This window comes from Ktedonobacter racemifer DSM 44963, from assembly GCF_000178855.1.
Taxonomy (GTDB): Bacteria; Chloroflexota; Ktedonobacteria; order Ktedonobacterales; family Ktedonobacteraceae; genus Ktedonobacter; species Ktedonobacter racemifer.
The window spans coordinates 2,699,873-2,723,898 of record NZ_ADVG01000003.1 but is presented as its reverse complement, the minus strand read 5'-3'; the positions used below and the strand labels follow the sequence as shown (position 1 = coordinate 2,723,898).

Here is a 24,026-nt window from a genome sequence, read left to right as displayed (position 1 = left end):
ACGAACATATGTCCCAAAATGAACGCAGAGAGACCGCTGCGCCTAATGCCAGGCGCAGCGGTCTCTCTGCATACAAACACAATACACTTAACCTATAAGACGTATGAGGCCACCAAAAAGTAAAACAGGACGGCCGCTGCGCGTGGTGCCCTCGCAGCGACTGTCCTGCAACCAAAGTCAAATACATCTATATAAACGCATAAGAGCGTAAAAAGTAATTAGATCCTTACGGGCGTTGGTGGCACCCGCTGGTGCACGAGCTGTTCGCCAAGATAGGGGAGTACGCCGTCAATGCATTGGCCCTTTGGGATGCACAATGCGCCCGATAACGTAGCCCCCACCATGGTCAGGTGCAAGTGGGCGATTCTTAGTACAGCCGATCACAAATTCATTCCGAGATTGACGACAGCAAAAAAGTGAGGTAGATTGGGCTTGGGAGGAGGAAACCATGAGAGGTCCCAAACCAAGCCATCCGATTGCATTGAGCAATGAAGAGCAAGAAAACCTGCGCCGGCTGGTTCGAGCTCACACCACCGGGCAAAGCCTGGCAACCCGCGCCCGAATTGTCTTGTTGGCCCATGAGCGTCCAGAGTGGAGTAACCAGCAGATCGCCCAGGCCGCCCAGACCAGCGATCGATTGGTGCGCAAGTGGCGGCAACGGTGGAACACCACTCACTCACTCGACGATGCGCCCCGTCCAGGAGCGCCGAGGCGTTTTCCCCCCGGAAACGCGCGCGCAAGCGACCGCCGTGGCATGTAGCTTGCCGCAGCAGCATCAGGTTCCGCTGGCTCGCTGGAGTCGAAGCGCATTGGCGCGCCTAGTGGCGACTTCGCCTCAGTTGCCCGCCGTTTCGGCCAGCACCATCGCTCGCTGGCTCTCTGCCGAACGTATCCGTCCCTGGCGCTATCATGCCTGGCAACACATCCAGAACCCAGAGACGTTCCTGGAACGCGCTCGTCCGGTGTTGCAATGGTATGCGCAAGCACCCAGCTTGCTGCGAGAAGGAACCTGGCTGGTGTGCGTGGATGAGAAAACCTCCATTCAAGCCCGCCAAGGAGAGCAGCCTCCTCGTCCTGCTTGTGCCGACAAGCCCGTGCTGCACGAAGCTCGCTACCATCGTCGTGGAGCACGACACTTGTTCGCTGGCCTCTCGGTGGCCGATGGACACGTCTATGGAAAATGCCTGACTCGCAAGCGCTTTGTAGACTTTCGGTCCTTCCTGGAGGAAGCGATCATTCTCGAAGCGCAGCGGAGAAAGGTTCAACGCGTGATCTTGATTTTGGACAATGGGCCCACTCACGCGCCCAAGCAATTGGCTCGCTGGTTGGAAGAGCAAGAGAGAGCCTTGAACGGTCAGCTCAGCATTCAGGTTGCTTGGTTGCCTGTCAATGCCTCCTGGCTCGATCAGATTGAGATTTGGTTTAGCATTTTGCAACGCACACTCTTGCAACCCAAGCATTTTCTCAGCACTGGCGCCTTGGAGCAGGCCACCTCGGACTTTATTGCCTACTATAACCAGACGGCCAGGCCGATCAAATAGTCTTATACCATTGAGAAACTCGAACACAAACTCGGAACACACTCATAATAGTCTGTACTTAGCGTTCATATTTCTGGATGGCGTCTGTGCTGGTTGGGGTGAAAAAATTGATCAGGTTGCCGTCGGGGTCGCGAAACAGCAAGGAGCGATTCCCCCATGGCATGGTCGTCGGCTCTTTCACAAATTCGCTGATGATGGTCTTCAGCTTTTCATATTCTTGGTCCACATCATTCACCCGAAACTCGATGATCACGGTATGGTTATCGGCTGGGTGAGCGGCATTTGCCCCGAACAGCTCCATCGTTCGCGTGCTCGCGATCGCCAGAATACTCGAAGGCGAAACCAGTTCGGCAAAATCGTCCGTGGACCATTTTGCTGACAGACCCGTCACCTGTTCATAGAAGTGAACCAGGCGTTTCACGTCGTCGGTAATGACTCGGATCGAGACGAAGTTCATAAGAGAGTTCCTTTCGTGATTGCATTTTTGAGTGGGTTGTGCTACGCTACTGTAGCGCTACGCTACTGTAGCGTAGCATATGAGCAAAGAGAATGTCAAGACGTGGTGAAGAGAGACGTCGTTCGTTCAGAGGAGGAAAGGAAACCAATGAACAGTAGCACTCATTCCCCCATCGATGATCGTGTTCAGCGCTCAAAGGAGCGTGTCCTGAGGACGACTTCTGAGCTTTTGACCGAAAGCGGGTTGGGTGGCGTCAGCATCGAAGAAGTTTCTCGCCGCTCCGGGGTTGCGAAGACCACCATCTATCGTCACTGGGCAACACGAGCAGATCTGGTGATAGATGCCTGTTCCCAGATAAGCACCAAACAGGACGTGCCCGATACTGGCAGTTTCGAAGGTGATATAACGGTTTTCCTCACGAGCATGGCCACACTTTTGCGTACAGCAAGATGGTCTTCGATCGTGCCATCGATCATCGATGCTGCCGAGCGCGACCCTGACATGGCCCAGATTCACAGCATCATTCAAAGGGGACATGCTGCGCCATTACAAGAGATTATCACCCGCGCCGCGCGCAATGGCGAAATACCGATAAGCACCGATCCGTCAACCATGATCGCAGCCCTTCTCGGCCCTCTCTTCTATCGTCGTTGGTTCTCTCGCGAGCCTCTTGACGATACATTCGTGAAAGCCGTTGTCCAAAATGTAATCAGTCAGCTATGAAAGACCAGGTTGGCGACCAAAACCTACCTCTACTACACTGTAAGAGACGCTAGAAACGACAGCGCAGGTCATAGACGCGCTGACATACCATGCAGGAGAATGTTGAATAGCCGAGTGTCGTTTTCTTCGTCTGTTCCTTGGTAGTAGGTGAAGCGCAGTGTGGGCAGTTCATGGATCACTCCTCATCAGATGGGTGTTTCCTATAAGCATACCCTACCAGCGATCTCAATGCCAGGCCCTCTTCTTTTCTGAGTTCTGACGCTTCCATTGCCTTGGCCTTTCTCCATAAAAGTTGCATGACCCTCTTATTCATGGTATCCTACCTCCAAAGAACCGGGTAGATAGGGAAATCTCCTGCAAGGTTATTCCCGCCTAGAGAGGATAGAATGAGCGATCAACCTGTTATCGACCCTACACTACCAAATATGGAACGGGTTGTTTTCACAACCTCGCGCAAACGATGGGTGATACCTGGGCTCTTCGTGGGCGGCATGCTTGCCTTACTAGCCATATCTATCTTCCTTGGCTTACTGGGCAAACCCATCGGTATCTTATTTCTCCTGGGCCAACCTTTCACTCTCCCAAACCTCATCTTAATTCTCTTCGCTCTTGTGTGCTGGGTGGGGGTAGCGGTATTGATTCTATGCATCGTTGTATCCTTCGTAATAAAGATGAAGAAGTTCATGAAGCCTCTGCGACTTCAGATCGACGCTTCAGGGCTGACGGCGTCACTAGGGCGAGAACATCAATACCAGATCCAGTGGCCGCAGATAGAAGAGATACGTATCATTCGCCCACCTTCGCCATTTGCCCCGGACGAACTATGGCTGGCGGTATGGACACGACCTGGGGTAGCAGACCCCAAAAAAGAAATGTTTCCATCCGAATGGAGACCCGAATGGAGAATGGATATCGGCGGCGTGAAGGTCTGTGAAGTCAACCACTTCTCCAGACCAGCCGTCGAGATTGGCAATGCTGTGGCACGGTTCGCGGGGAAACTTTGGTGTGAGTCTCAGGAGCCACGGTAGAGGGTGGGACCTACTCGATTCGATCCTGCCAACTCATTCAAAGGCCTCCTGTAGATGTGGTTGTCCTGGCAGTGCGGTCAAGACAACCACATCTCATTGGGCGGAGTCAAGATGCGCTGAAGATAATCGGTGCTCCGAGCTGCTTTGAGCCGTTTGGCTTTGACGCCAATGCGCGTGGATGCCTCTTGCCTCAACAGATTGAGGGCAATATGACGCAGTACAACCAGATTCTCGGTCGCATGTCCGAGACGAACACGCAACTCATCTTCGCGAAAAGCGACATCGAGGACCCAATGCACGCTGTTCTCAATTCCCCAGTGGCCTCTTACTGCGTGAGCAAAGGTCTTGGCATCTGAGAAGCTGAGCAGATAGTACCTCGTTTCCTGGGTCATCTGCTTCCCCAAGCGGCGTTCTGCCTGCACCATCCCGATGCTTTGGAACCCTTTCCACCGCCCTTTGGGATCAAGGTAGGCGAGATATTCTGGGTCAGAAATAGTCCAATATCGTCGGATCTCCAGACGGCCATGTCCCTTGTTCACCGTATGGTAGAACTGATGCTGCACGTGGGCAAATTCCTCTGCCTGGGTCAGAGCAAACGTCTCTTTGACGTCTTCATACAGCGTGCCTTGATTTTTCTTGAATGCCAGCACATAGTTACCTTCTTGCTCGATGATCTGCCTGGCAATTTTGGTCTGCGTTCCCATCGCATTAATGGTCACCACTCAACCCGACAACGCGAGTTGCTGTAGCAACACCGGAATGACCGTCATTTCATTCGATTTCTCTGAAGTAGCCAACTGGGCCAAGACCAGGCGTTGCTCTGTTGCCCAGGCACTCAGCATATGCAGCGCCTTTTTTCCGGCAGCTTGATCATGAGAGCGGCGCAGCATCTTTCCATCGATGGCGATCACTCCGCTGAGTGTTTCGCTCAGGCCTTGCACCCACTGGAAAAAACACGCTTCAAATTGCTTGGGATCGATTCTGGCAAACACTCGCCCAAAGGTATCATGAGAAGGAATCCCGTGAGGTAAGTCCAACAGCTCTTTGAGCCATGCTTCCTTCGCTTTGCCAAATTCTTCGATTTCTACCCATCCTTCAGCTCCACAGATAACTCCACAGATGGCGATGATGAGGTTCTGTCAGAACTGAGAACACAAGAGTGAAGAAAGTGCGCAGGCCCTGCTCTTCCGCATGTTTTTCTCACTACACCACCAGAGCGAACGTATTCAACATGCCCAATCGCTGGCGGAAAGCCTCGCGTTGTTGAGCCAAGGAAACCTTTTGCTTCACAGTGGTCCGAACGCGGAAGAACTGACGAATCTCATCAAATGCACGACAAAAGTGAGCTACTGACGCAACGTTTCCAAAGCCACGCATGGGGTAATAGCGCTGCTTGATAGAGCGGTGATCTTGCTCTAACCGGTTATTGAGATATTTGTTCGTTCGATGCTGGACGTGATTCCCTATTGTCTCGCGTATAGCTCGCGGATAAGAACGATGCCCATCGGTCGTGACTTGATCGGGAGCATGGCCGACCACAGCAACTGCCTGCGTGAAAAATCGCTGGGCTGCCTCCATATTCCTCTTCTCGCTCAACATGGAATCCACCAGATTGCCATCGTGGTCGATAGCTCGATAGAGGTAGCACCATTTCCCATGCACTTTGAGGTACGTTTCATCAACATACCAGGATTTTCCTGCTTGGCCGAAGCGCTTTGTCCGCAATTGGTCCACGATCAAGGGAGCAAAACGCTCTTCCCAGTCTCGAACCGTCTCATGCGTGAAGACAACCCCCCGTTCTAAAAACATCTCAGCCACATCCCGCAGGCTCAATTTATAGCGCAGTCGCCACAAAACTGCGAGTAGGACGATGTCAGTGGGGACTTCAAGATAGTTGAAGAGGGTACCAGTTCGTTCATTAAACGTTGATCGGCACTGAGGGCAGAAAAAGGTTGCATATCCAAGTTTGGTTTTCTTGGCGCGCTTTTTGGTGGTAGCGGCCGCACAATGGGGACAGTTCATTCATCACTATTCCTCGTTCCATATTCTTGATAGGATCAGCATATCAGAAATCTGGCCTTTCTGCCAAGATGGAGTTTGAGTTCTGACAGAACCCCTGGGTGAGCAAGCAACGCCCGGATCTCTTCGTACTGGGCAATCCGTGCGCCAGCGTCAAGGATCTGCCCTTGCCCGCGCTCATCCCCCATACGCTCTCGGAGGCCCAGGTCATCTCGCTCAAGTAGGTCCTCGAACGCCTGCCGGCGCTCATGCGTCGCAAAGGGCGGCGGCATGGCCAGCGCCAGCGCAAGCAGCAAGCCGAACCCCTGCTGCATAAGCACAGTCGTCCCTACCGCGATCGGGCCATCATCGAGGTCTTTCTGGCCTGTGGGGTCCGGCGCGAGGAGTCTCTCTCCCTGACACATTTTAAAAACGTAGCGAAAAGCGCCATCCAGAAGCATGTTTGCGGAAAGGGAGGCAGTGAACCAGGTCAGCTGGGTTGCTTGTTCGACGCAGAATATCCAACAGCCAGAGGCGTCCGAGACGAAAGATGCCTTTGTCACGCCGATCAGTACGATCAAAACGATCTCGTTTGCCATGATGCATGCACGAGGCAGCCAAATGACTGACCCACCACATCGCCAGAAAAAGCGCCAGCAGCAAACGATTGAGGCGAGCTTCTTCCTTGACCAAACTGGCTTCCAATGTCCAGCCGCGACGTTTGCTGTCCTGAAAGGTTGACTCAACACGCATGCGTAATGCATACTCGTTCACACGCCGTTTGCCGGCTTTCAGGTCGGAAATCAGGATCCAGCCTTCCTCGCAATCGGGCATCCAACAGGCACTCACGTAGGTTTCGATCGTGTCCTCTTTCCAGACTTTTGCCCATCCATACCATTGCTGTCCCCTTTTGTGCACAAATGCATCAAAACGGGACCAGGAACTCCAAGCGTCGCCCATCTTGCGCTGACAGGTATGTTCTTTCGAGACACGTAACAGATAGTGCCACTTGCGATCGCGACAGAGCTTGACCAATGGGAAACCTGCCAAGCCTCGATCCGCGAGCAAGGTGCAATCCGTCCCGGTCAGATGCAGGATGGTGCGATCCAGCAGCCGTGCCACAATGCTCCATTGTTTCTCTTCCCATTTCTCTTGAGCTGGCATCACTGCCCATGCGACGGGCAAGACCCGTGAATGCACGAGCAGCCCCAGATAGACGATGGTTGCATCGTCGCGAAATGGCGTGCAATCCAGCACGAACCGCAGCGACTTCCCGCGCCAGAATACCAATACCTGCGATAAAAAATCGTCCCAGACGTTCGTGACCACGACCCGATCATTGGCGAGAAAACGGGCAAGCCTCCGTTCGATGCTGGTCATCTTCGCTGGATCGATACCATGCAAACTGATACCTTCGGCCACTCGTTGCAGCACAGCATTTCCTGTGAACACGATGCCGATGACAAACAAGGCAAGCGTTTTCTTTTGATGCCCATGGATCTTTGGAAACAACTCCTTGACTTGAGCGCTCCATCGTTCCCATAATACAGCGGATGCATCCATTGAGGCCGTTCCTCCGAGAATGATTTTTGCTTTCTTCTCTTTGGACGGTCTCTTTTTCTGCTCGCTTCCTCTCTAGCTAAAATGTGTCAGGGAGAGAGGCGCGAGGAGTTGGTCAATCTGAACCTGGACCAGGTGGTGATCGGGGCGGCCGATCCGACGAGGGGAGATCGCGCCCCGGTCACGCCAGCCGCGCTGCGCAAAGCGCGCAAGGTCCAGCTCATCAATGTCCGGGGCAAGAACCAGACCCTGCGCAACCTCTTTCTCTCCGCGGATGCGCGCGCGGCCCTGGCGGACTACCCGGAGATGGAGCGCAGCGCTGATGCCGAAGGCCTGGACCAGCCGCGGGCGCTCTTCTTGCGCGCGGGCAGCATCCAGTATGCCAAGAAGGACGACCATGTGGGGAGCGCCGTTGATGAAGGCGATGCCAACGGGCGCCTCACGGTACGCTCAATCAACAAACTCGTCACGAAGATCGGCGAACTGCACGACGCCGAGCAAGAGGGAGAGAGCAACATCGGAGGGCTGCATCCCCATATGTTACGCCACACCTTCGGCTTCCGCCTGGCCGAAGAAACGGGCAAGGATAAGTTTGAGTTGCAGCGTCGGCTGGGCCACCAGTCGGAGGCCTACATTCGAGTCTATACGATCCCCACCGAGGAGATCGCCTCGGGGTATGTCGAAAAATTCTAAAGCGTTCCTTATATGAAAGCGTTCCTTATCAGGGTTTCACGCCACAATCCATCCTGCGCATCTAGACAAAGAAATTACGAAATGGTACCTTTGAGGCAAAATCAAACGATAGAGAGATTGGCTTTCTGACTCATTGAGGAAAGCTTTTTCTCTTAAAAGAGAGAGCGACAAAGAAGCTAAGATGGAATCTTACTCATTAGAAAAACGAATCTGGACTCAAGACGATTTTGAGCACATGGGTTGGCATGATAGTACCATACATGCGATGGCCTTTGTTTTGAATGAATGGGATATCGGTTTTGATATTGACTATCTTCTTCAATGGATTAATCCCACTCCTCCCGAAACCCATTTTTCGTTTTGGGTTGCTCCCGCTACGCTCATTTTTCATAATGTGTCTGACGTCAAATGTGATTATGACTGGTCGCATGCGACACAACTTACCTTGCAAGGCATCAAGCGTTCAGATAAACGGCAAACACCGAATGGAATGTCAGAATGGCTCTGGACCCTCGATGGGAATGAGGGAACCATTCAATTTTTTGCAACTGGGTACACTCAATACTTTCGCAGATCACCTTTGCTTCAAGAATCACAGACATTGTCCCTTGAGAAAAGGGGAGGTATCTCCTTTGAACACACTTCCGAGAATGCGTAATCAGGGTTTGACGCTAAGCGATTGCCTGCGCCTCAAGAATGAGAACCGTGAGCAGGTGTATTGTTCTGATTCTCATTTGAGATGCGCAGATTCTCTCATGGGCAGACTCCTTGCTTATATAAAAGCGTTCCTTATATATAGGAAGGAATATACCAACGTTTAGCCTTGCCAGGAAAGGATGTCATTGACATGGAAGGTCAGCAGCAATTAGATGTACAACGGATTGAGGCCCTGTTGCAAGAGTTAGGAGACGAATTAGCCCGGCGCGGTTTTACCGAGCCGGTACGCGTGTTGCTCGTGGGAGGCGTCTATATGGTCACGCAGGTTGGAAACAGACGCGCCACCCAGGATGTTGATGTTGTACTTATGGACATGGCTGATACGACCGATACGGCAGCGGCAACGAGAGAAACAAAGCTGCTTCAAATGGCAGTGCGAGCCGTTGCACGCAAAATGAAGATCAAGCAGCACTGGTTCAATGATGATGCCGCGCTCTTTGTGCGTGGTTTCGCGCCCGATCCACAGGCGCGGCACTGGAAGACGTTTAACATGCTCTCCACCTACTTGCCCTCAAAAGCCTGTGTTCTCGCCTTGAAAATTATGTCCTATCGACGTAAGGATCTGGCAGACGTTGAGGCACTTTGCGCCCAACTTGGCATAAAAACGCGTGAGGAGGCCCAGGCTATTCTTGACCAATTTGTTCCCCAAGAGTGGCAGAAGGAGTACCCGCCCGACGCCAGCCTTGATGAAATTTTCGAGCAGTAGGCAATACCTGCCTCATTCGCAATGATTCCTTGAGGAGCCGGACCAGAACCGGCCCTCTTTTTTCTGCTGTGTGGTCATGGTATACTTGTAAGTGGTAGACACATATCGTAACAACATAACGAAAGTATCCAGGTTATGAGAGTTTGGGGAGAGGCCGCACTGCAAACTATGCAGGAGGCATACAAGCGAATAAGTGAGGAGCACGAAGACCCGTGGGTTGCGCTGGGAGATTTCAGCAATGATTTTTTCGACCAGCCAGAGCGCCGCGCCGACCTCGTGTGTGATCCGGTACAGGAGCCTGCCAGCTCGACGGGAGAGCAACACCGTTGGGCCGTCTTTTGCGCGGCATCGGTCGAATATCTCTGTCAAAAATATGACATAGCTTGCCCTGACTGGACGAGCAACCCCGCATATGCACTGTTACCCGAACCCTGGTTTGATACTACCTCAACAAAGCCCCAGGTATTAGAGCGTCTGCGCGAGACAACCCCCGATGCATTCCGACGCCGCAACATCTACTGTGGCGACCGCATATACATCAATAAGCGTGAAGCAGCCGCCGAATTCAGGCGGAAACTTGAGCTTCGACTGAAACGCACAGCATAACACCCACTGGTATTGTCAACTTGCTGAAAAGCTGGCATACTGAATTTCATGAATACATCAATACCTGCTCCACCTGCTTCCCTTTACAAAGGTTTTCGCTTTCCACCTGAAATTATCAGTCATGGCGTCTGGCTCTATTTTGCTTTTCGCTCAGTTTTCGTGATGTGGAAGAGCTTCTGGCGCAACGTGGGATTGTCGTCACCAATGAAACCGTGCGACAATGGTGCCTCAAATTTGGTCAAACGTATGCCAACGAGTTGCGTCGTCGTCGCCCCCGTTGTGGCGACAAGTGGTATATGGATGAGATGCTTCTCACCATTCGTGGCAAGAAGCACTCCCTCTGCCGAGCAGTGGATCAGGACGGCAATGTGCTCGATATTCTTGTCCAAAGCCGACGCAACAAAAAAGCGGCGAAACGCTTCTTTCGTAAACTGCTGAAAGGACTCCAATACGTCCCTTGTGTCATTATCACTGATAAGCTCAGAAGTTACGGGGCGGCGAAACGCGAGATCCTGCCTGGTGTGGAGCATCGTCAGCACAAACGCTTGAACAATCGAGCAGAAAACTCACACCAACCCACCCGACTGCGCGAAAGGAAGATGAGGCGCTTCAAATCAACCAGACAGGCCCAACGCTTTCTCTCCGCTGATCGCGCCCCATTGCTGGGCATTTTCAACCGCGACGGCACCGTTTGCGTGCCGGAGAATACCGTACCATTTTCCAGGACCGCTTCCAGCAATGGAATGAGGTGGCTGGAGTCAAGCAGATTGCATAACGATCTATCTTCCCCAGTATTTCACTGCCTTGCCGTCTTTTTCTCCTTTATAGCTCAATAATACACTGCATTCCTACAAGCAAGTTGACAATACCCTCAGATTGTCTGTTATGAGAAAAATGTCACCAGTGGGATTGTCCGTTTCGATCATTTTCAGCAACTCAATGTAATTGGTGGAGTTGCGCGAGGCAGCACAGCGGGTCAGTTCTTTGCCATCGCGGACCCGTAACGCTCCATAAATCCACACCTTGTCATTCCCACGACTGTACTCTAACGGCGCTTTGATGCGATGGCCATCCACTGACCAGCCAGGTGCTGGTGCGAAGGTGCGCGGGATCACCGGTCTCAGTTCGTCGGTGCAGATGGTCGTCGATCCCGATGGCGGCTCCGTGTAGTGGGTGACGACCGCGGTTCTTTTGGGATAAAGTCCGGATCATCACTCTCTCCCCAACTGTGGGTGTGTCGCCATCGCTTGCCTTCTCGCAGGTAGATGCGCCGGATCCGGCTGCGTTCCACCTGGATGCCTGCGGCATGGGCAGCTTCGGTGAGCGCATCCGACGCCGTCGCTAGTCTTGAATTCCTTTCGGTGTTTGAGGATTGCTACTTTCTGACCTTGGGTTTAAAAGACCTGAAAACGTCAGTAACACTATCCAGATCTCGGTAATCAAAGGTTGACTTTCCATGCTGTCCAAGTTTGTCATCTATGATTGATAAGCTAATACCTTTACCTTCGTTATAGGTGTATTGAATCAAATCAGTGAAGCCAGCTACCTCGATTTCAAAGAGATCAGCCATATCTTGTAAAATACTTATGTCAAATTTGGACTGTTTTTGGGCAGCATGACACGCGTAGCAAACTATCTTTGCGTTCTCTGTAAAGCATTGCAGACAATCTTGGATGTCTACTTGAACTCCTTTTTCGGTAGCACCGAATGTAGTAATGGTCTGAGGATCTTCCTCAGTCTCTTTTTTCTTAAGCAACTTCTCGATATCGTGAAGTGAATTTTTACTAAAGAACTTTAAGTCAAGAATTTGATCAGGAATGCCAATATTGAACCATACATCCGCTAGCCCTAAATCCGTTTTCGCAGGTTCTATTGTGCCAGCAAGTGCAACCCCATCTACACTTCCATGTGAAATAAGATCAACTCGTGAAACACTTCGCTTAGGTCTTCGTTTGTTCTTATTCTTAGGTGATTGTCCAAAAGCAAGGCTATCCAGAAACGCACGAAGATTCCTCACAGTCACCAGTTCTGACCCTTTAGCTGTTGCACTCTGCCCTGCAACTTTTTCGAAATCATCAGTATCAGGAGCCCAGTGCCCGTCAGTGCGAGAAAGCATAGCAGCATGCTTTTTTTTAACATCTCTCCCATAAGGATTTGGAAAATCAGCTATTATGCTGAGGGTTACTAATTCTGACACGTTAATGCTCCTTCATTTCCCACCTCCATCTGCCTGAAAGCAAGGGATGGTTTTGGACCAACATTCAATCGACGTTCTGTCTTATTTACCAGATCTGGAACGCTCTCTCTGCTTTCTGCGTTTATGCTGGCTGAGGTGTTGTTGGCAGCGCAGTATTGATGGAGACATCCAGGGCACTTGTCGGTGTATACTCATACCACCTTCCAACCACTGACCCCTCTGCCCAGCTTGTGATGTCGGAGTCCAGCTCGGTTCCCCCAGGCTGACCGTTGGCACCGTAGGACACGAGATCGTAATCGTTGTGAAGACCCGGCGAGCAGTAGTCGTACGAGTTGCCCCATGGGTCGGTCAGCGGCACCGTCGGATTGCCGGGTAGTAACTGCAAGGCCTGAAGACTTTCCGCTGTTGTTGGGTACCGGCCCTGCGCTGCCTTGTACTGCTTAAGCAACTGCATGAGTGCCTGCATGTCAGCCCATGCCTGGCGTTGTTCGGGATACAGCAGCTCGCGCACGTTGTGGTCCGGGTTGGCGGGCGGGATGTTCTCATAGTTGGTCATCGCGAAATTCCTGGTCTCCTCCGCTACGGTCACGTACGGGGTAGGCTGCGGCGGAGGCTTTGTGGCATCGTAGGTCTCAAGGAGATAGGCGAATGCAAGCTCGAACCCAGGACGAACGGTGAGGACCACGCGGGCGCAGCCAGAGCGGAGGAACTCTCGATGGACAGGATCCGGATGCACCAGGAATCGTTTGAAAGGCCAGTTCTGCGCGTGATCCCAGAAGTACGGATACACGAAGAACAGCACATTCTCCCATTCGATTGCGTTGTGCAGGAACTTGACGAGCTCATCCCTGCCTTGCACTACCTCGGCCCACTCGGCAAGGGTCATCTCATGAACATCCTTGTAGGCTTTCTCCTTAGGGTCCTTTGCATCGGGATAGCCGACGAACAGGTTTTTGATCTCCTCCGGCATCAACTCGAACGTTGGTCCGATCAGCCAGCGCAGAACGAAGCGCATGATCTCCTCGCGCTCCATCTTGCGTAGTGTCAGCGCGTCGAACTGACCGATTTTCGCGGCAAGTGCCTCTCGCTGCTCTTTGAGTATCTGTCGGTTTTGCTCGTAGGCTTGCAAATACGCTTGGCTCATAGTCTCCCAGGCCTTAAACTGCCATGCCTGCAAGACGGTGTCTTTCACCTTCAGCGAAAGTGTTACAGAGATAGAGGCACGATTGATTCCCTGGTAGCGGTAGACAACAGCGAAATTGCCGGAGAGACCGTGTAAGAATGGCAGGTCAACGGGGCTCTGCCCAAGAGTATTATGACCAATTCCAAGGATCACAAAATTGTGTTGATCCTTCGTCCACAGATTAGCATCCATCGTCAACTGTGCCTGATCTACATAATAATTTTCGTCCACCTCAAAATCGATGAAATCATAGTTGTAGTCAGCTGCATCTGCCTCGCTCTTATCGATCTCTTTGTGACTGGATATCGTTCTCGTCAGTTCCGGCGGTGGATCCACGCTGGCATTATACTGGGTTGCGTAAGTAATCCAGGTGTCAGGCCCGACATTGGTAATTGCTACAGGGAAGTTCGGTGGTGCATTGATTATGGCATCTAGGTTGCTCAGGTCTTGTAATTGACTGATGAGGTCGAGGCCAGGGTTGGGGACGACAATATCATATGTCATGCGGAGCCCATAGCGGATCAAGTCCACGCGCCACTTACGCAGGAGCTGGAAGTAGTCCACTCGCATGGGTTCAGTGTCGCTGGGGTTCGTAATCACCCGGACAGCCAAGTCCTCAGCCCCCGCTACAGATGAAACGCGGAAGCTCATCTTGTGTTCCTTTCTAGTGCGTGAGGAGGCCTGTTTGGTGATCGCCACTGTGTGTGCAACACTATCCTTTCGCGACTGTGAATCGTCTGCCTGCTGCTTGTAGTCGACGGCGGCGCTTGCCGTCACGGAGTAGGCCGCTCCGTTGTATGTTGCGCTCATGGCACCATTGACGTCCAGTGCCGAAGAGTGCTTGGACTCCGTATCGGTGGCCTGAGTGAGATCTGTCTTCTCGGTGACCCCGGTCTCGCTGAAGCCCTCTAGAGAGTCCTGGATCAAGTTCTCGAACGTCTGGGTAGTGACTGTCCACTCTCGGTGCGTGATGTTGACGGTCTCCTTGGGCGTGAGCGGGACAGAGTGCACAAGTTCTCCATGCTCTACTCCGACAGGGGTCATCTCGAGACGTTCGAGATGCAGCCAGCCAACCGGCTCGATCGGACCTCGGTAGGTTACCGACTCGACCAGGGCTGTGGTCTGGGTAGCCAGGGTGTTCGACTGGCGCGTGCGTAGAGCAGCTAGTGCGTTTCCGAAGCCAGCGAGATCATCGAGCCGGACGGCCGCTAGGGCGGGACCATAGCGCTGTACGGAGGCAAACGAGGGATCGTTGCTAATGCGCCCAACGAGGTCGAGAAGGTCCTCGCCAACATTTCCGGCAGTTCGAAGCGCGTTCAACTCGTCAGCTTGCACGCTCAAGCTGCGGACGAGTGCCAGCTTCTCCAGTGCTCGACCAACCTGGGGCCGCTCATCAAGGGAAATCATTGAGGGGACATAGGTCGCCTTATAGGAAATCCGCTGGGAATTTATCAGATCAGGCATACTACCATCCTCCTTCATGCAATCTCATGCACTCAATTGCTGCTTTGCAGTTTCAATAGGATAACTTTTCTCGTGTCATTAAAGAGTGATTCAAGAAGTAGAACGCTCTTATCTCCTTTTTTAGCTGATCAGTTTTCTCATTTCCGCGATACCATTTATTTGGTCGACGCTTTTTGACACGTGGAGTAAAGCGGTAAGAACTCGAGAAAGCTAGGACTTGCGGATAACTTCTGTTATCCGCGGTCAACTCATCCGTCTTCTGCTGATAATACGCATTTTTGCCCCTGGAAACGAGCCGTTCCGGGTGCTGATAATACGAAAGGCAAAGAGGATGTCTTCTTTCACTTCTCTCTCAGGGGCCCTGGCTGTAAATTTTGAGGTAGGACTGCATTAAATGGTGAAAGTAGGAGGGACTTGAAAAAATCGGGCTCCATTGACAAGATAGGTTTATGCAAACGACCATATCACCCTCAATGGAGCCGTCGAAAGCATTTTGCCCCAATTCGGCGTGTTGTGCAAGAGGGCAAATCGGGGCAGACAATATCGTCATTCATGATCGCAAGCGTCAACGTTACCGCTGTACGCGCTGCCGCAAAACCTTCAGTGCGAGAAAGGGGACTATGTTGGAGGGCCTGCGCAAGCCAACCGAGCTCATTGTCATCGTGGTCACGCTGCTTTCATATGGCTGTCCGCTTCAGGCCATTGTGCATGCCTTTGGTCTGGATGAACGCACGGTAGCCAGTTGGCGGGATCGAGCCGGAGTTCATTGCCAACGTGTTCATCAAGACGTGGTAGAAACCGCACAGCTCGATTTAGAGCATGTGCAAGCCGATGAGATTCGTGTCAAAGGCTGCAAGATGGTGGCCTGGATGGGCTTGGCGATCATGGTCAAGACACGCCTCTGGCTGGCTGGGACTGTCTCACTCACCCGTGATCGGGCGTTGGCTGATCGGATCTTGCAACAGGTACGACGCTGTGCAGAGCCTCTGAAAGCGCTGCTGGTCTTGACCGATGGCTGGGCGGCGTATCCAGGCAGCATCAAGCGAGCTTTTCGCGAAAAGGTCAAAGACACACCAGGACGAGGGCGAGCTCGCTTGTGTCTCTGGCCAGACCTGCATATTGGGACGGTGATCAAGCGGACGCAGAAGAAACGAGTTGTTGAGGTCACGCGCACCATGTCGCATGGCTCACAAGAGGAGGCTGAGCGGCTTTTGCAGCAATCCCAAGGGGGAAGTGTTCTCAACACTGCCTTCATTGAGCGCTTGAATGCCACCATGCGTCAGCGACTTGCCACCTTGACACGCAAATGTCGCCAAGGCGCTCGCCGCCTGCGTCCATTGGAAACGGGAATGTACCTGCTGGGCACGACTTACAACCTGTGTTGGCCACATCATGAGCTCTGCAAGCTGACCCATGAGGGCAGAGTCTGTACGCCTGCCATGGCAGCAGGGCTCACCGACCACATCTGGAGTGTAAGCGAACTCTTGCACTACAAGGTTGCTCCCACACCCTGGGTTGAGCCCAAGCGACGAGGGCGGCAAAAGAAAGACGCTCAGACGCCTGTTCCAGTAAGGAAGCAACCTTCCAATCGAGCCCTCGTCAGGCTACGCAAGGGGGTCTTGTGTTCAGCCACCGGTTAGTGGTGTTCTACCAATTTTGAAATTATGCTGGCGGAATTTAGGTAGTTATGCTGTATGCATAACAAGCAATAAAAGAGATAAGCTGTATCTCTTTGGGCCATCGATGGGCAATTTCAGCTCTGTGGGCTGCTCCGTGCTGGCTGCCTGCTTAACAGCATAATTACCTAAATTCCACCAGCATAATTTCAAAATTTACATGATGAGACCAATCAGTGACTAAAATGCATAGGAGAATACCTCATCATGAACATCTCTACAGTTCAAAAAATGTAACCCATCTGATTTGTGTAATAGGCTCATGCAATCAAGGCGACGAATCGTCGTTCCTCCCCCATCAAAAGATCGAACATCGATCTCAATTGAGAGGGAACACGAGCCGAGGTTATTTGCGGTATAAAAGGTCCGTGTAGACCCTCCAGACGGATCCATTGAGGACGTATACATTGTCGCTGCTCGGCATTGCTGGTGGGCTTGAAAAAAACAGGTTGCTGCGTTAATGGCGGCTGGGTTGCCTTTGGGATACGATCTGAAGACTTCTACCTGCCTTGAACCTCCGCAATTGAGCTCGTTAGAATGTGTCACGGCAAAATAGACAGGCTGTACCATGAATCCGAGAAGAGTCAGTGTGATGATCAGGCTTATCATCAGCACTATCCATCGATACCGCCGCAACCACAAACGGAGCCCACTATTCTCTTTTCCTGGTGGATTCCTCTTTTTCACATACGCATGCATATTTTCCTCCTGATGTGATAGTTACCTCAAAAAGATGATCCATCCTACCAACGAGGATCATCATCAGAAAGTTCCCCAGGCCGATCGAGAGAGCCCAATGGTCAGGGGAATCGTTGTCATTTCCCTTGCCCGCATAGGTGACAACTCATATCTCATCGTACATCCCATGGGCTTTTCCCCACGTTGCAAAAAACCTTGCCGCACCCCTCTAAGGGAGCTTTGATGCGATGGCCATCGGCTGACCAGCCTGGCGCCGGCGCAAAGGTGCGTGGGGTCACCGGCCCGAGTTCGTCGGTGCAGATGGTCGTCGATCCTTTGGGCGGCTCGGTGGAGTGGATGACGACCGCCGTTCTTTTGGGACGCGCGTCTGGATCATCGCTCTCTCCCCAACTGTGGGTGCGGCGCCAGGGTTCTGTCAGAATTCAGAGAAAGGCTTGTCTTGGACACCGCTTGCAGGTATGCTAAGAGCACAATTTCTCTGATCTGGAGCGCCTCATGAACTGTCCACATTGTGCCTCGACCAGCACCAGCGAACAAGCCCAGAAGACCACACTTGGCTATCGAACGTTTCGTTGCTCAGCTTGCAAACGCCGCTTCAATGAGCGTAGAGAAAACGACGAGGGCAAGCGGGAAAATCCTGGTATGTGGATGAGACGTACATCAAAGTTCATGGAAAGTGGTGCTATCTCTATCGCGCCATTGACGCCGATGGCAATCTGGTTGATTCTCGCCTGAGCGAGAGACGCGATATGGAAGCCGCCCAGCGGTTTTTCCAGCAGGCACTCGCCGTCGTTGGTCATGCCCCAGAGCGTGTGACAACAGACGGACATGCTTCCTACCCACGAGCAGTACGTGAGGTCTTTGGTGGTGATGTACAGCATCGGACAAAGAAATATCTGAACAACCTATTGGAGCAAGATCATCGGGGAGTGAAACAACGGTATTATCCGATGCGTGGCTTTGGGAATTTCGAAGCAGCGGCTCGTTTTTGCCGTGCTTTTGATGAATTGCGCAACTATTTTCGTCCGCGTCCCACTCTGGGAGAACCACTGTCTCTTACGGAGCGACGACGGTTTTCTGTGAAAAACTTGCTGCTCTGCAACTCCTGATGCGAATGGCTTCATAGCCTGATGGATTATGGTGAAGGAACTCACACCTCTCCTGTAGGCTTTTGTGATCTCAGTTCTGACAGAACCCCATTGACCGAAAAGGAGGTCGTATCCACATGCAGGTGCTGGGCTTTCACCCCAAAACGGTGACGAGCTTGATGCGCAATGCCAGCGAAGACGGTGGTCACGTCCTGCTCGTAGAGCCAATCGAGGGTCCTGCCCAAGCAGTCGTCATTAAGCATATCAGCGCTGATCCCTGCTCTCAAGAGATGAGCGACCGGTTTGTTCTCAAAGAATTGAGGGACCAGGTAGAGCTGCCGGTTGGTTGGAAAAGCCCAACCCATTGAGAATCATGGCGACCGTCGCTGTCCCATAACTGATCACACGCTGTTGGGTGGGGGCCAACGCATCCAACCAGGATGCTAGTCTTATTTCTTGGCACACTCCTGCGACAATGCCCAGATGATCCAGACGTTCGTTGTGGTAATCTTCAGCCTGTTGTTGCATCATGCTTCTGTTCCTTGCGCGTGCTGTGATTACTTTATCCAATTTCCGTTTTTCTGTCAATTACCCTTCGGAATGTGGGATATAAACGATAACCGGGATTAATTTCCCGCAGAGGCTTCGCTGCCCACCGCAATCAACTTGACCTACTTTTGGGAGACGTATAATACCAAATCCGTTTGAAGGATGATCAAAAAAGTCCTGAGTCTCGTGGAGGTCCGGGGCTTTTCTCTTTAATCTGCTCATAGACGGCCAGGGCCTCCTCTCGTCTCCCGAGCTTGAGGAGCGCGCTACTTTTGAACGTGTAGGCACTGGCATCCGTTGGGTCAAGGTTGATGATCTGCTCATAGACGGCCAAAGCCTCCTCCAGTCTCCCGAGATTGTCGAGTACACGACCTTTTTCCAGACGAGTAAGGATATGAATTGGTTCAAGATTGATAGCCTTCTCAAAGACCACTAGAGCCTCCTCCAGTCTCCCGAGATTGTCGAGTACACGACCTTTACCTAGGAGAGCATAGAAATGTGTTGGTTCAAGGTTGACAGCCTTCTCAAAGGCAGCCAGGGCTTCCTCCAGTCGTCCGAGCTTGCGAAGCATATCGCCTCTGAGCCAGTGAGTATGAACATCTGTCGGATCAAGGTTGGTGGCTCGCTCGTAGACGGCCAGAGCCTCCTCTCTTCTCCCGAGATTGTCGAGTACATCACCTTTACTCCAGTAGGTAGAGACATCTGTCGGATCAAGGTCGATGGCTTGCTCATAGACGGCCAAAGCCTCCTCCAGTCTCCCTAACTGGAGGAGCACATCGCCTTTACCGCAGAGGGATCCTATCGGATCAAGGTTGGCGGCTTGCTCATAGACGGCCAACGCCTCCTCCAGTCTCCCTAACTGGAGGAGCACATCGCCTTTACCTCGCAGAGCACGAGCCTCTGTTGGATCAAGGTTGGCGGCTTGCTCATAGACGGCCAACGCCTCCTCCAGTTTTCCGAGCTCGCGGAGCGAGAATGCCCGGAGAACGAGCGTTTCTACAGTCGGGGCGGGTGGTTGGGGCACTTCACGTGGATATGGATACTCTGTCAGGCGGCTATAGATCGCTTGCAATTCTATCGCTACCTCCCACATTGTGGCAGGACGATCTTCTGGCTGTAACTCAAAGCAGCGCATGAGCAGTTTCACCAGTTCTGCGGGCATCGGCGGAATCGCTGTGTTTTGGGGTTTGTGGCTTGCCAGCACCTCAGGTGCCAGGATACCACTGAGCCATGTCACCCCTCCCACAAACATTTCGAGCACGGAGACACCCCAACTCCAGATATCGGTCTTGCGGCTCAAGGGACGTCCTGCTGCCTGTTCGGGTGAGCAATATGCCGGGGTCATCCCACGAGAACTCACCAGGATACTCTGGTACCCGTTACTCTCCAGTTCCTCCTGCTCGCCTGCCATGACCCTCGCTTTGGCCAGTCCAAAATCAGTCACTTTGGCGATCCCCTGTTCAGTCAGCATCACATTGGCAGGTTTGATATCCTGATGTATGAGTCCCTGCTCATGGGCAGCGTGTAGTCCCCAGGCAAACTGCATGGCAATGTCGAGCGAACGCTTCAGGACGTGCTGGTATCCTCCTTCATAGAGGCGACGACTGCCAATCCAGTCGGCGAGGCTGCCTCCTGACACATATTCAGCAAAGATACATGGGATACCTCTCAATTCATGGACGTAATAGCAACTGACGATGTGGGGATGGTTTCCTAAAAGAACCCAGGTTTCCGCTTCACGGAGGAAGTTCTCCTTACTATCTGGCCTGGTGAAAATTTCTGGCTTAGGACTCTTAACCGCCAAGTTCGTATTCCAGTCATGACGATAGACCTTATAAACAGTACCCATTCCGCCTTCACCGAGCACCCCTTTCACTTCGTACCGTCTCATAATCATATCGTCGACCTTCCATTTGGAGGATGTATCTTCGATGAAAGGATGACTAGTGGACTTCGGAGAGCACTTCCCAGGAGGCGAGGCGGCCTCTGGTGAAGTCCGTGTTTCTGGCTGAGTGTTGGTATGTTCCTCGGGCTTATGCTTGTGCCCAAAGAGGCTGTTTTGTTCGTTCTTCATAGTGCTCCTCTGCTGGTGGTATTGCAGACGAATGGCCTCGCGAGACCCTCATTCACGCCCCCCCTTTTTCCTTTTTATTATACTTTCTCTATGAGTCTATAGTCATGGTCACACGATGGAAATGGGATGGAACCAACTTGGAGGGCAAACGTACGAGTGCCTTGCGTTTTTTGCTGACATGTTGGGCAAGGAGCATGAAGCGAGCAACGTACAGGTTGTCTCCTTGATGGTTCTGTCAGAACTCGGAAGATAATTTGGCATGGAGACCACTTACGGGGTATGCTTGTGAAAAGCCAATATATGATGAGGAGTGATCTATGAATTGCCCACACTGTCTATCCCCTTCCACAAAAGAGCAGCGTCAAAAAACCATCCTTGGATATCGGATATTCCGCTGTTTGGCTTGCAAACATCTTTTTAATGAACGCACCAGCACTCCCTTCAATTATCTCGAATATCCTACAGATATCGTTCTCCTCGTCGTTCTGTGGCGGTTACGCTACAAACTGAGCCTTCGTGATATGGCCGAAATGTTTTTGGAGCGTGGATGGAGGTATTGTCAACTTAAATATTTTTGTTGATGAGCTTTCCCCACATCGATGCTATTTTCGCCAAGATGTTCCAGAAAACACCGTCAGAACATGGGTGCAATCCCCACTTTGAGGCCTGTTTCTCGTACATAAGCTCTACAATTTTGTTTAAGTTGACAATACCATAGAGCCGAAGTGGGTCCACGGCAAGCGCGCCATTGTCGAGCCTGCTCGGCTTTTGACGGAAGTCGAACTCAAACAGCGAGTATGTGATTACTTTGGCTGTGAACTGCTCGACTCTCTCACGCAACAGATCTCCTAAACTCGCCGTTTCATGCAGATGGGCTTGTGTGACCTTCAGCGGTTCTCACCCAAAGAAGAGATCCACGAACAGGTGGATGTGTTTGTGCAAGCACACGGCTGAGGCTCAACACATCCACGCAAGTTGTGGCTAGTCTGGAGTCGCCTCCTTCGTGACTTTGCAAGCTTCGATCACACAATGGACAGGGATCTCGGCGATCCAGGGTCCCTGTGGGCTGGCAGCCAGGAACTCCTCGGTGGGTTCTGGTTCTTCAAACGCGCTCACCGCCAGCCCACAAGCGTGTAACGTGCGAATATACCAGGACAGCGGGCGATGATACGCGCGGGTGTGAACATCCTGACCCGATACCCGCAGCCAGGGCACCTCGGCAACCGTCATCTCGCGATAGTGGCTCATTTTGCGCCAGATGGTGGTGGTGGGAGAGATCTGCTCGATGTCCCACCCAGAGGTGCCTACTTTATCAAAACAGGGATGAGGCAAACTAAACACCCACCGGCCTGCTTGCTTGAGCACCCGCGCGACCTCCCGCATGGCGAGATCTGCCTGCTCGATATCCATCAGCGCCATATTACAAATGACCAGATCAAACACCCCATCTTCGAGCATGGAGAGATGGGCTGCATCTGCCACGTGATAGGTAATGCCGAGGGGATCTCGCGCCTCTCTGCTCCGGGCTCGTTCAATAAGCGGAGCACTCGCATCCACTCCGATGACCATGGCGCCTTGACGGGCGAAGCGGCGGCTCAGGTAGCCGTTCCCACATGCCAGATCCAACACGCACTTTCCGCTGACCTCGCCCGCGAGGCGAAGCAACGGGGGGTCAATCAACGCCCGATGCCAGAGATCCCCCTCTTCACCAAGATGGTTATCCCACCATTCAGCCATTTGGTCCCAACCAGAGATACTCATTGTTGTCTACTCCTTTGTTGAGGATCACTCAAACGCTCTCCATTGAAAAGACAGAAAGATGCTACGGACGTGGGGGGTTTCCTCGCGCTCGCAGGTAATCATCGAATTCCGCCAGAGTCCGGACGCCATGCTGTAAGACCGCATCATAGATATCGGTACTAGAGACTTCTCTCCGATAGGCCGGCAGCTGATACCAGGCATCCTTAATTCTCAGGATCGTCAGGCGAGCTTCGGGCGTGAGTTGTTGCACGATGGTCTCATGAACCGGTTCAGGGTGGATTCCTTCTCCCAGCCAGAAAGAAATATCCAATTTCCATTCTGGACGTTCCTCTGGCTCATAGAACACCATAAAGAAATACCGTTCATCTAATCCACTCAGTGTGAAGTGATTGCTCTGATGGAAATACTGTGCCTGCTTGACGCGTGGATGGGTTAACAGTGGATGGAGAAGGGTAAAGGCTTGTGCAATCCGCAACCCTGGGCTCGACACTTGCAGATCAATATCGCGCCAGACCATCAGTCCTGTGGCAAAACTGCCCGTTTGTCTGACCATTCCTACCGTGCCCAAGACTTCAAGCAGGTTCAGGTCCTCCAGGACCTGCTGTGCCTCATCTTGGAGCTGGCGTTGGCGGGAGAGGAGGTGTTCGTCTTGCTCGGCCCGCCGCGTCTCGGGATCTCCTGGGGAGGGAAAAACGCTTCAATCATGTGCAGTGATTCCTTTCTTGAATTCGTTCAGCCTTTCAGACAGAGCACCCGTTCTCGGGTATTGCTAACTTAAACAAAATTGTAGAGCTTATGTACGAGAAACGGTAGTGTTGCAAAAAAATTTGAGCTGAGAAAATGGAGCGGGTAATGACGGCACAAGAAGCATTGCCACAGAGAAAAGGTGCATGTTCTGCATCTTTTCCTGACGAGAGATGTTCGAGTGTGCTTCAAATTGCTGAGCTTTAAATTTTTTGCAACACTACCGTTCCTGCTCGGTCATGATGATTCCTCTTGTGCTCTTTCCTCCCAACTGTAGCAGGTCAGCTTACTTCTTGCAACACAACCCGATTTTCTTCCTCAAGCGTGGTTTGATGCCCTTTGCCTGGAAATGCTTCTTTCCCACGTTCTGCTAATTCCTTGCGCCACCCATGAATCGCGCTGTCGGAGATACCCAGCTCGCGCGCTATTTGTGCAATCGGCTTGCCTGATGTTTGCGCCAGCCGCACGGCTTCCCCTTTGAATTCTTTTGTGTAGACCTTTTGGCTCTTTCTCATTGATAAGCCCCTTTCTGATCTGCTTCGAGTATATCTCCGCTTTAGGG

21 protein-coding genes and 7 pseudogenes are annotated in these 24,026 nt (G+C 52.2%); 13 read left to right on the top strand and 15 right to left on the bottom strand.

Going from position 1 to position 24,026, the window contains the following annotated elements; all coding sequences use genetic code 11:
- Positions 1–448: 448 nt before the first annotated feature.
- Entirely contained in the window at positions 449–760 is a 312-nt protein-coding gene (locus KRAC_RS41180) for a helix-turn-helix domain-containing protein (protein WP_040445843.1), read from the top strand.
- Positions 687–1,541 carry an IS630 family transposase gene (locus tag KRAC_RS41175; protein WP_157507649.1) on the top strand — a complete coding sequence of 285 codons (855 nt, stop codon included), beginning with the start codon at positions 687–689 and terminating at the stop codon, positions 1,539–1,541. Before KRAC_RS41180 ends, KRAC_RS41175 begins: the two co-directional genes overlap by 74 nt.
- Before the next feature lie 58 nt (positions 1,542–1,599).
- Here KRAC_RS41175 and KRAC_RS41170 read toward each other — a convergent pair whose 3' ends face one another.
- Entirely contained in the window at positions 1,600–1,998 is a 399-nt protein-coding gene (locus KRAC_RS41170) for a VOC family protein (RefSeq protein WP_007917593.1), read from the bottom strand.
- A 147-nt stretch (positions 1,999–2,145) separates the two neighbouring features.
- Here KRAC_RS41170 and KRAC_RS41165 point away from each other — a divergent pair, with 147 nt between their 5' ends.
- Positions 2,146–2,721, top strand: coding sequence for a TetR/AcrR family transcriptional regulator (locus tag KRAC_RS41165; RefSeq protein WP_007917592.1), 576 nt, complete (start codon positions 2,146–2,148; stop codon positions 2,719–2,721).
- 61 nt (positions 2,722–2,782) lie between these two features.
- On the opposite strand, the pseudogene KRAC_RS77000 reads toward KRAC_RS41165, so the two are convergent.
- A pseudogene (locus KRAC_RS77000) lies at positions 2,783–2,893 on the bottom strand (IS6 family transposase); the annotation flags it as partial.
- 214 nt (positions 2,894–3,107) lie between these two features.
- Between KRAC_RS77000 and KRAC_RS41160 the strand changes: the two are divergent.
- Complete coding sequence (locus KRAC_RS41160) at positions 3,108–3,749, top strand: cell division FtsX domain-containing protein (RefSeq protein WP_007917588.1); 642 nt, start codon at positions 3,108–3,110, stop codon at positions 3,747–3,749.
- Positions 3,750–3,826: 77 nt separating this feature from the next.
- Here the strand turns inward: KRAC_RS41160 and KRAC_RS76995 are convergent.
- From KRAC_RS76995 to KRAC_RS41140, 4 genes and pseudogenes are all read right to left on the bottom strand, one after another.
- A pseudogene (locus tag KRAC_RS76995) lies at positions 3,827–4,870 on the bottom strand (ISAs1 family transposase).
- An 82-nt stretch (positions 4,871–4,952) separates the two neighbouring features.
- Positions 4,953–5,771 (bottom strand): IS6 family transposase, encoded by an 819-nt coding sequence (locus tag KRAC_RS41150; RefSeq protein WP_007917587.1) that lies wholly within the window; start codon positions 5,769–5,771, stop codon positions 4,953–4,955.
- Positions 5,772–5,806: 35 nt separating this feature from the next.
- Positions 5,807–6,172: a hypothetical protein gene (locus tag KRAC_RS41145; protein ID WP_040445840.1), complete on the bottom strand. Its 366-nt coding sequence runs from the start codon at positions 6,170–6,172 to the stop codon at positions 5,807–5,809.
- A 1-nt stretch (position 6,173) separates the two neighbouring features.
- The gene (locus KRAC_RS41140; RefSeq protein WP_007909372.1) at positions 6,174–7,310 is read right to left on the bottom strand and encodes a transposase; all 1,137 of its coding nucleotides are present in this window, start codon (positions 7,308–7,310) and stop codon (positions 6,174–6,176) included.
- 81 nt (positions 7,311–7,391) lie between these two features.
- Between KRAC_RS41140 and KRAC_RS41135 the strand changes: the two genes are divergently transcribed.
- From KRAC_RS41135 to KRAC_RS67405, 5 genes and pseudogenes are all read left to right on the top strand, one after another.
- Positions 7,392–8,000, top strand: coding sequence for a site-specific integrase (locus tag KRAC_RS41135; protein WP_007917584.1), 609 nt, complete (start codon positions 7,392–7,394; stop codon positions 7,998–8,000).
- Between the two features lie 181 nt (positions 8,001–8,181).
- Positions 8,182–8,658: a hypothetical protein gene (locus KRAC_RS41130; RefSeq protein ID WP_007917582.1), complete on the top strand. Its 477-nt coding sequence runs from the start codon at positions 8,182–8,184 to the stop codon at positions 8,656–8,658.
- A gap of 189 nt (positions 8,659–8,847) precedes the next feature.
- Entirely contained in the window at positions 8,848–9,423 is a 576-nt protein-coding gene (locus tag KRAC_RS41125) for a hypothetical protein (RefSeq protein WP_007917580.1), read from the top strand.
- Positions 9,424–9,591: 168 nt separating this feature from the next.
- Complete coding sequence (locus KRAC_RS41120) at positions 9,592–10,029, top strand: hypothetical protein (RefSeq protein WP_007917579.1); 438 nt, start codon at positions 9,592–9,594, stop codon at positions 10,027–10,029.
- A gap of 48 nt (positions 10,030–10,077) precedes the next feature.
- Positions 10,078–10,804: pseudogene (locus KRAC_RS67405) on the top strand (IS6 family transposase).
- 251 nt (positions 10,805–11,055) lie between these two features.
- On the opposite strand, the gene KRAC_RS76990 reads toward KRAC_RS67405, so the two are convergent.
- The 3 genes from KRAC_RS76990 to KRAC_RS74885 form a co-directional block, all read right to left on the bottom strand.
- Positions 11,056–11,241, bottom strand: coding sequence for a hypothetical protein (locus KRAC_RS76990; protein ID WP_244422488.1), 186 nt, complete (start codon positions 11,239–11,241; stop codon positions 11,056–11,058).
- Positions 11,242–11,404: 163 nt separating this feature from the next.
- Positions 11,405–12,226: a hypothetical protein gene (locus tag KRAC_RS41110; RefSeq protein ID WP_007917577.1), complete on the bottom strand. Its 822-nt coding sequence runs from the start codon at positions 12,224–12,226 to the stop codon at positions 11,405–11,407.
- Positions 12,227–12,347: 121 nt separating this feature from the next.
- The gene (locus tag KRAC_RS74885) at positions 12,348–14,873 is read right to left on the bottom strand and encodes a type II secretion system protein GspG (RefSeq protein WP_007917576.1); all 2,526 of its coding nucleotides are present in this window, start codon (positions 14,871–14,873) and stop codon (positions 12,348–12,350) included.
- Between the two features lie 449 nt (positions 14,874–15,322).
- Between KRAC_RS74885 and KRAC_RS41100 the strand changes: the two genes are divergently transcribed.
- The 3 genes and pseudogenes from KRAC_RS41100 (at position 15,323) to KRAC_RS41095 (ending at position 18,374) form a co-directional block, all read left to right on the top strand.
- Positions 15,323–16,513: a hypothetical protein gene (locus tag KRAC_RS41100; protein WP_157507645.1), complete on the top strand. Its 1,191-nt coding sequence runs from the start codon at positions 15,323–15,325 to the stop codon at positions 16,511–16,513.
- A gap of 957 nt (positions 16,514–17,470) precedes the next feature.
- A complete protein-coding gene (locus KRAC_RS72435) occupies positions 17,471–17,713 on the top strand; it encodes a hypothetical protein (protein ID WP_007917571.1) in 243 nt (80 codons plus the stop codon).
- Between the two features lie 30 nt (positions 17,714–17,743).
- Positions 17,744–18,374, top strand: a pseudogene (locus KRAC_RS41095) (IS6 family transposase).
- Between the two features lie 69 nt (positions 18,375–18,443).
- Here the strand turns inward: KRAC_RS41095 and KRAC_RS80095 are convergent.
- Positions 18,444–18,864: pseudogene (locus KRAC_RS80095) on the bottom strand (DUF4277 domain-containing protein); the annotation flags it as partial.
- Between the two features lie 187 nt (positions 18,865–19,051).
- The gene (locus KRAC_RS41085; RefSeq protein ID WP_007917569.1) at positions 19,052–20,959 is read right to left on the bottom strand and encodes a tetratricopeptide repeat protein; all 1,908 of its coding nucleotides are present in this window, start codon (positions 20,957–20,959) and stop codon (positions 19,052–19,054) included.
- Positions 20,960–21,276: 317 nt separating this feature from the next.
- On the opposite strand from KRAC_RS41085, the pseudogene KRAC_RS76985 reads away from it, so the two are divergent.
- Positions 21,277–21,510 (top strand): annotated as a pseudogene (locus tag KRAC_RS76985) (IS6 family transposase); the annotation flags it as partial.
- Between the two features lie 13 nt (positions 21,511–21,523).
- Here KRAC_RS76985 and KRAC_RS41080 read toward each other — a convergent pair.
- The 4 genes and pseudogenes from KRAC_RS41080 to KRAC_RS41065 all read right to left on the bottom strand — a co-directional run.
- Complete coding sequence (locus tag KRAC_RS41080) at positions 21,524–21,799, bottom strand: hypothetical protein (RefSeq protein ID WP_007917567.1); 276 nt, start codon at positions 21,797–21,799, stop codon at positions 21,524–21,526.
- Between the two features lie 141 nt (positions 21,800–21,940).
- The gene (locus tag KRAC_RS41075) at positions 21,941–22,720 is read right to left on the bottom strand and encodes a class I SAM-dependent methyltransferase (RefSeq protein WP_007917566.1); all 780 of its coding nucleotides are present in this window, start codon (positions 22,718–22,720) and stop codon (positions 21,941–21,943) included.
- A 61-nt stretch (positions 22,721–22,781) separates the two neighbouring features.
- Entirely contained in the window at positions 22,782–23,273 is a 492-nt protein-coding gene (locus KRAC_RS41070) for a hypothetical protein (RefSeq protein ID WP_040445832.1), read from the bottom strand.
- A 478-nt stretch (positions 23,274–23,751) separates the two neighbouring features.
- Positions 23,752–23,979, bottom strand: a pseudogene (locus KRAC_RS41065) (transposase); the annotation flags it as partial.
- Between the last annotated feature and the right edge of the window lie 47 nt (positions 23,980–24,026).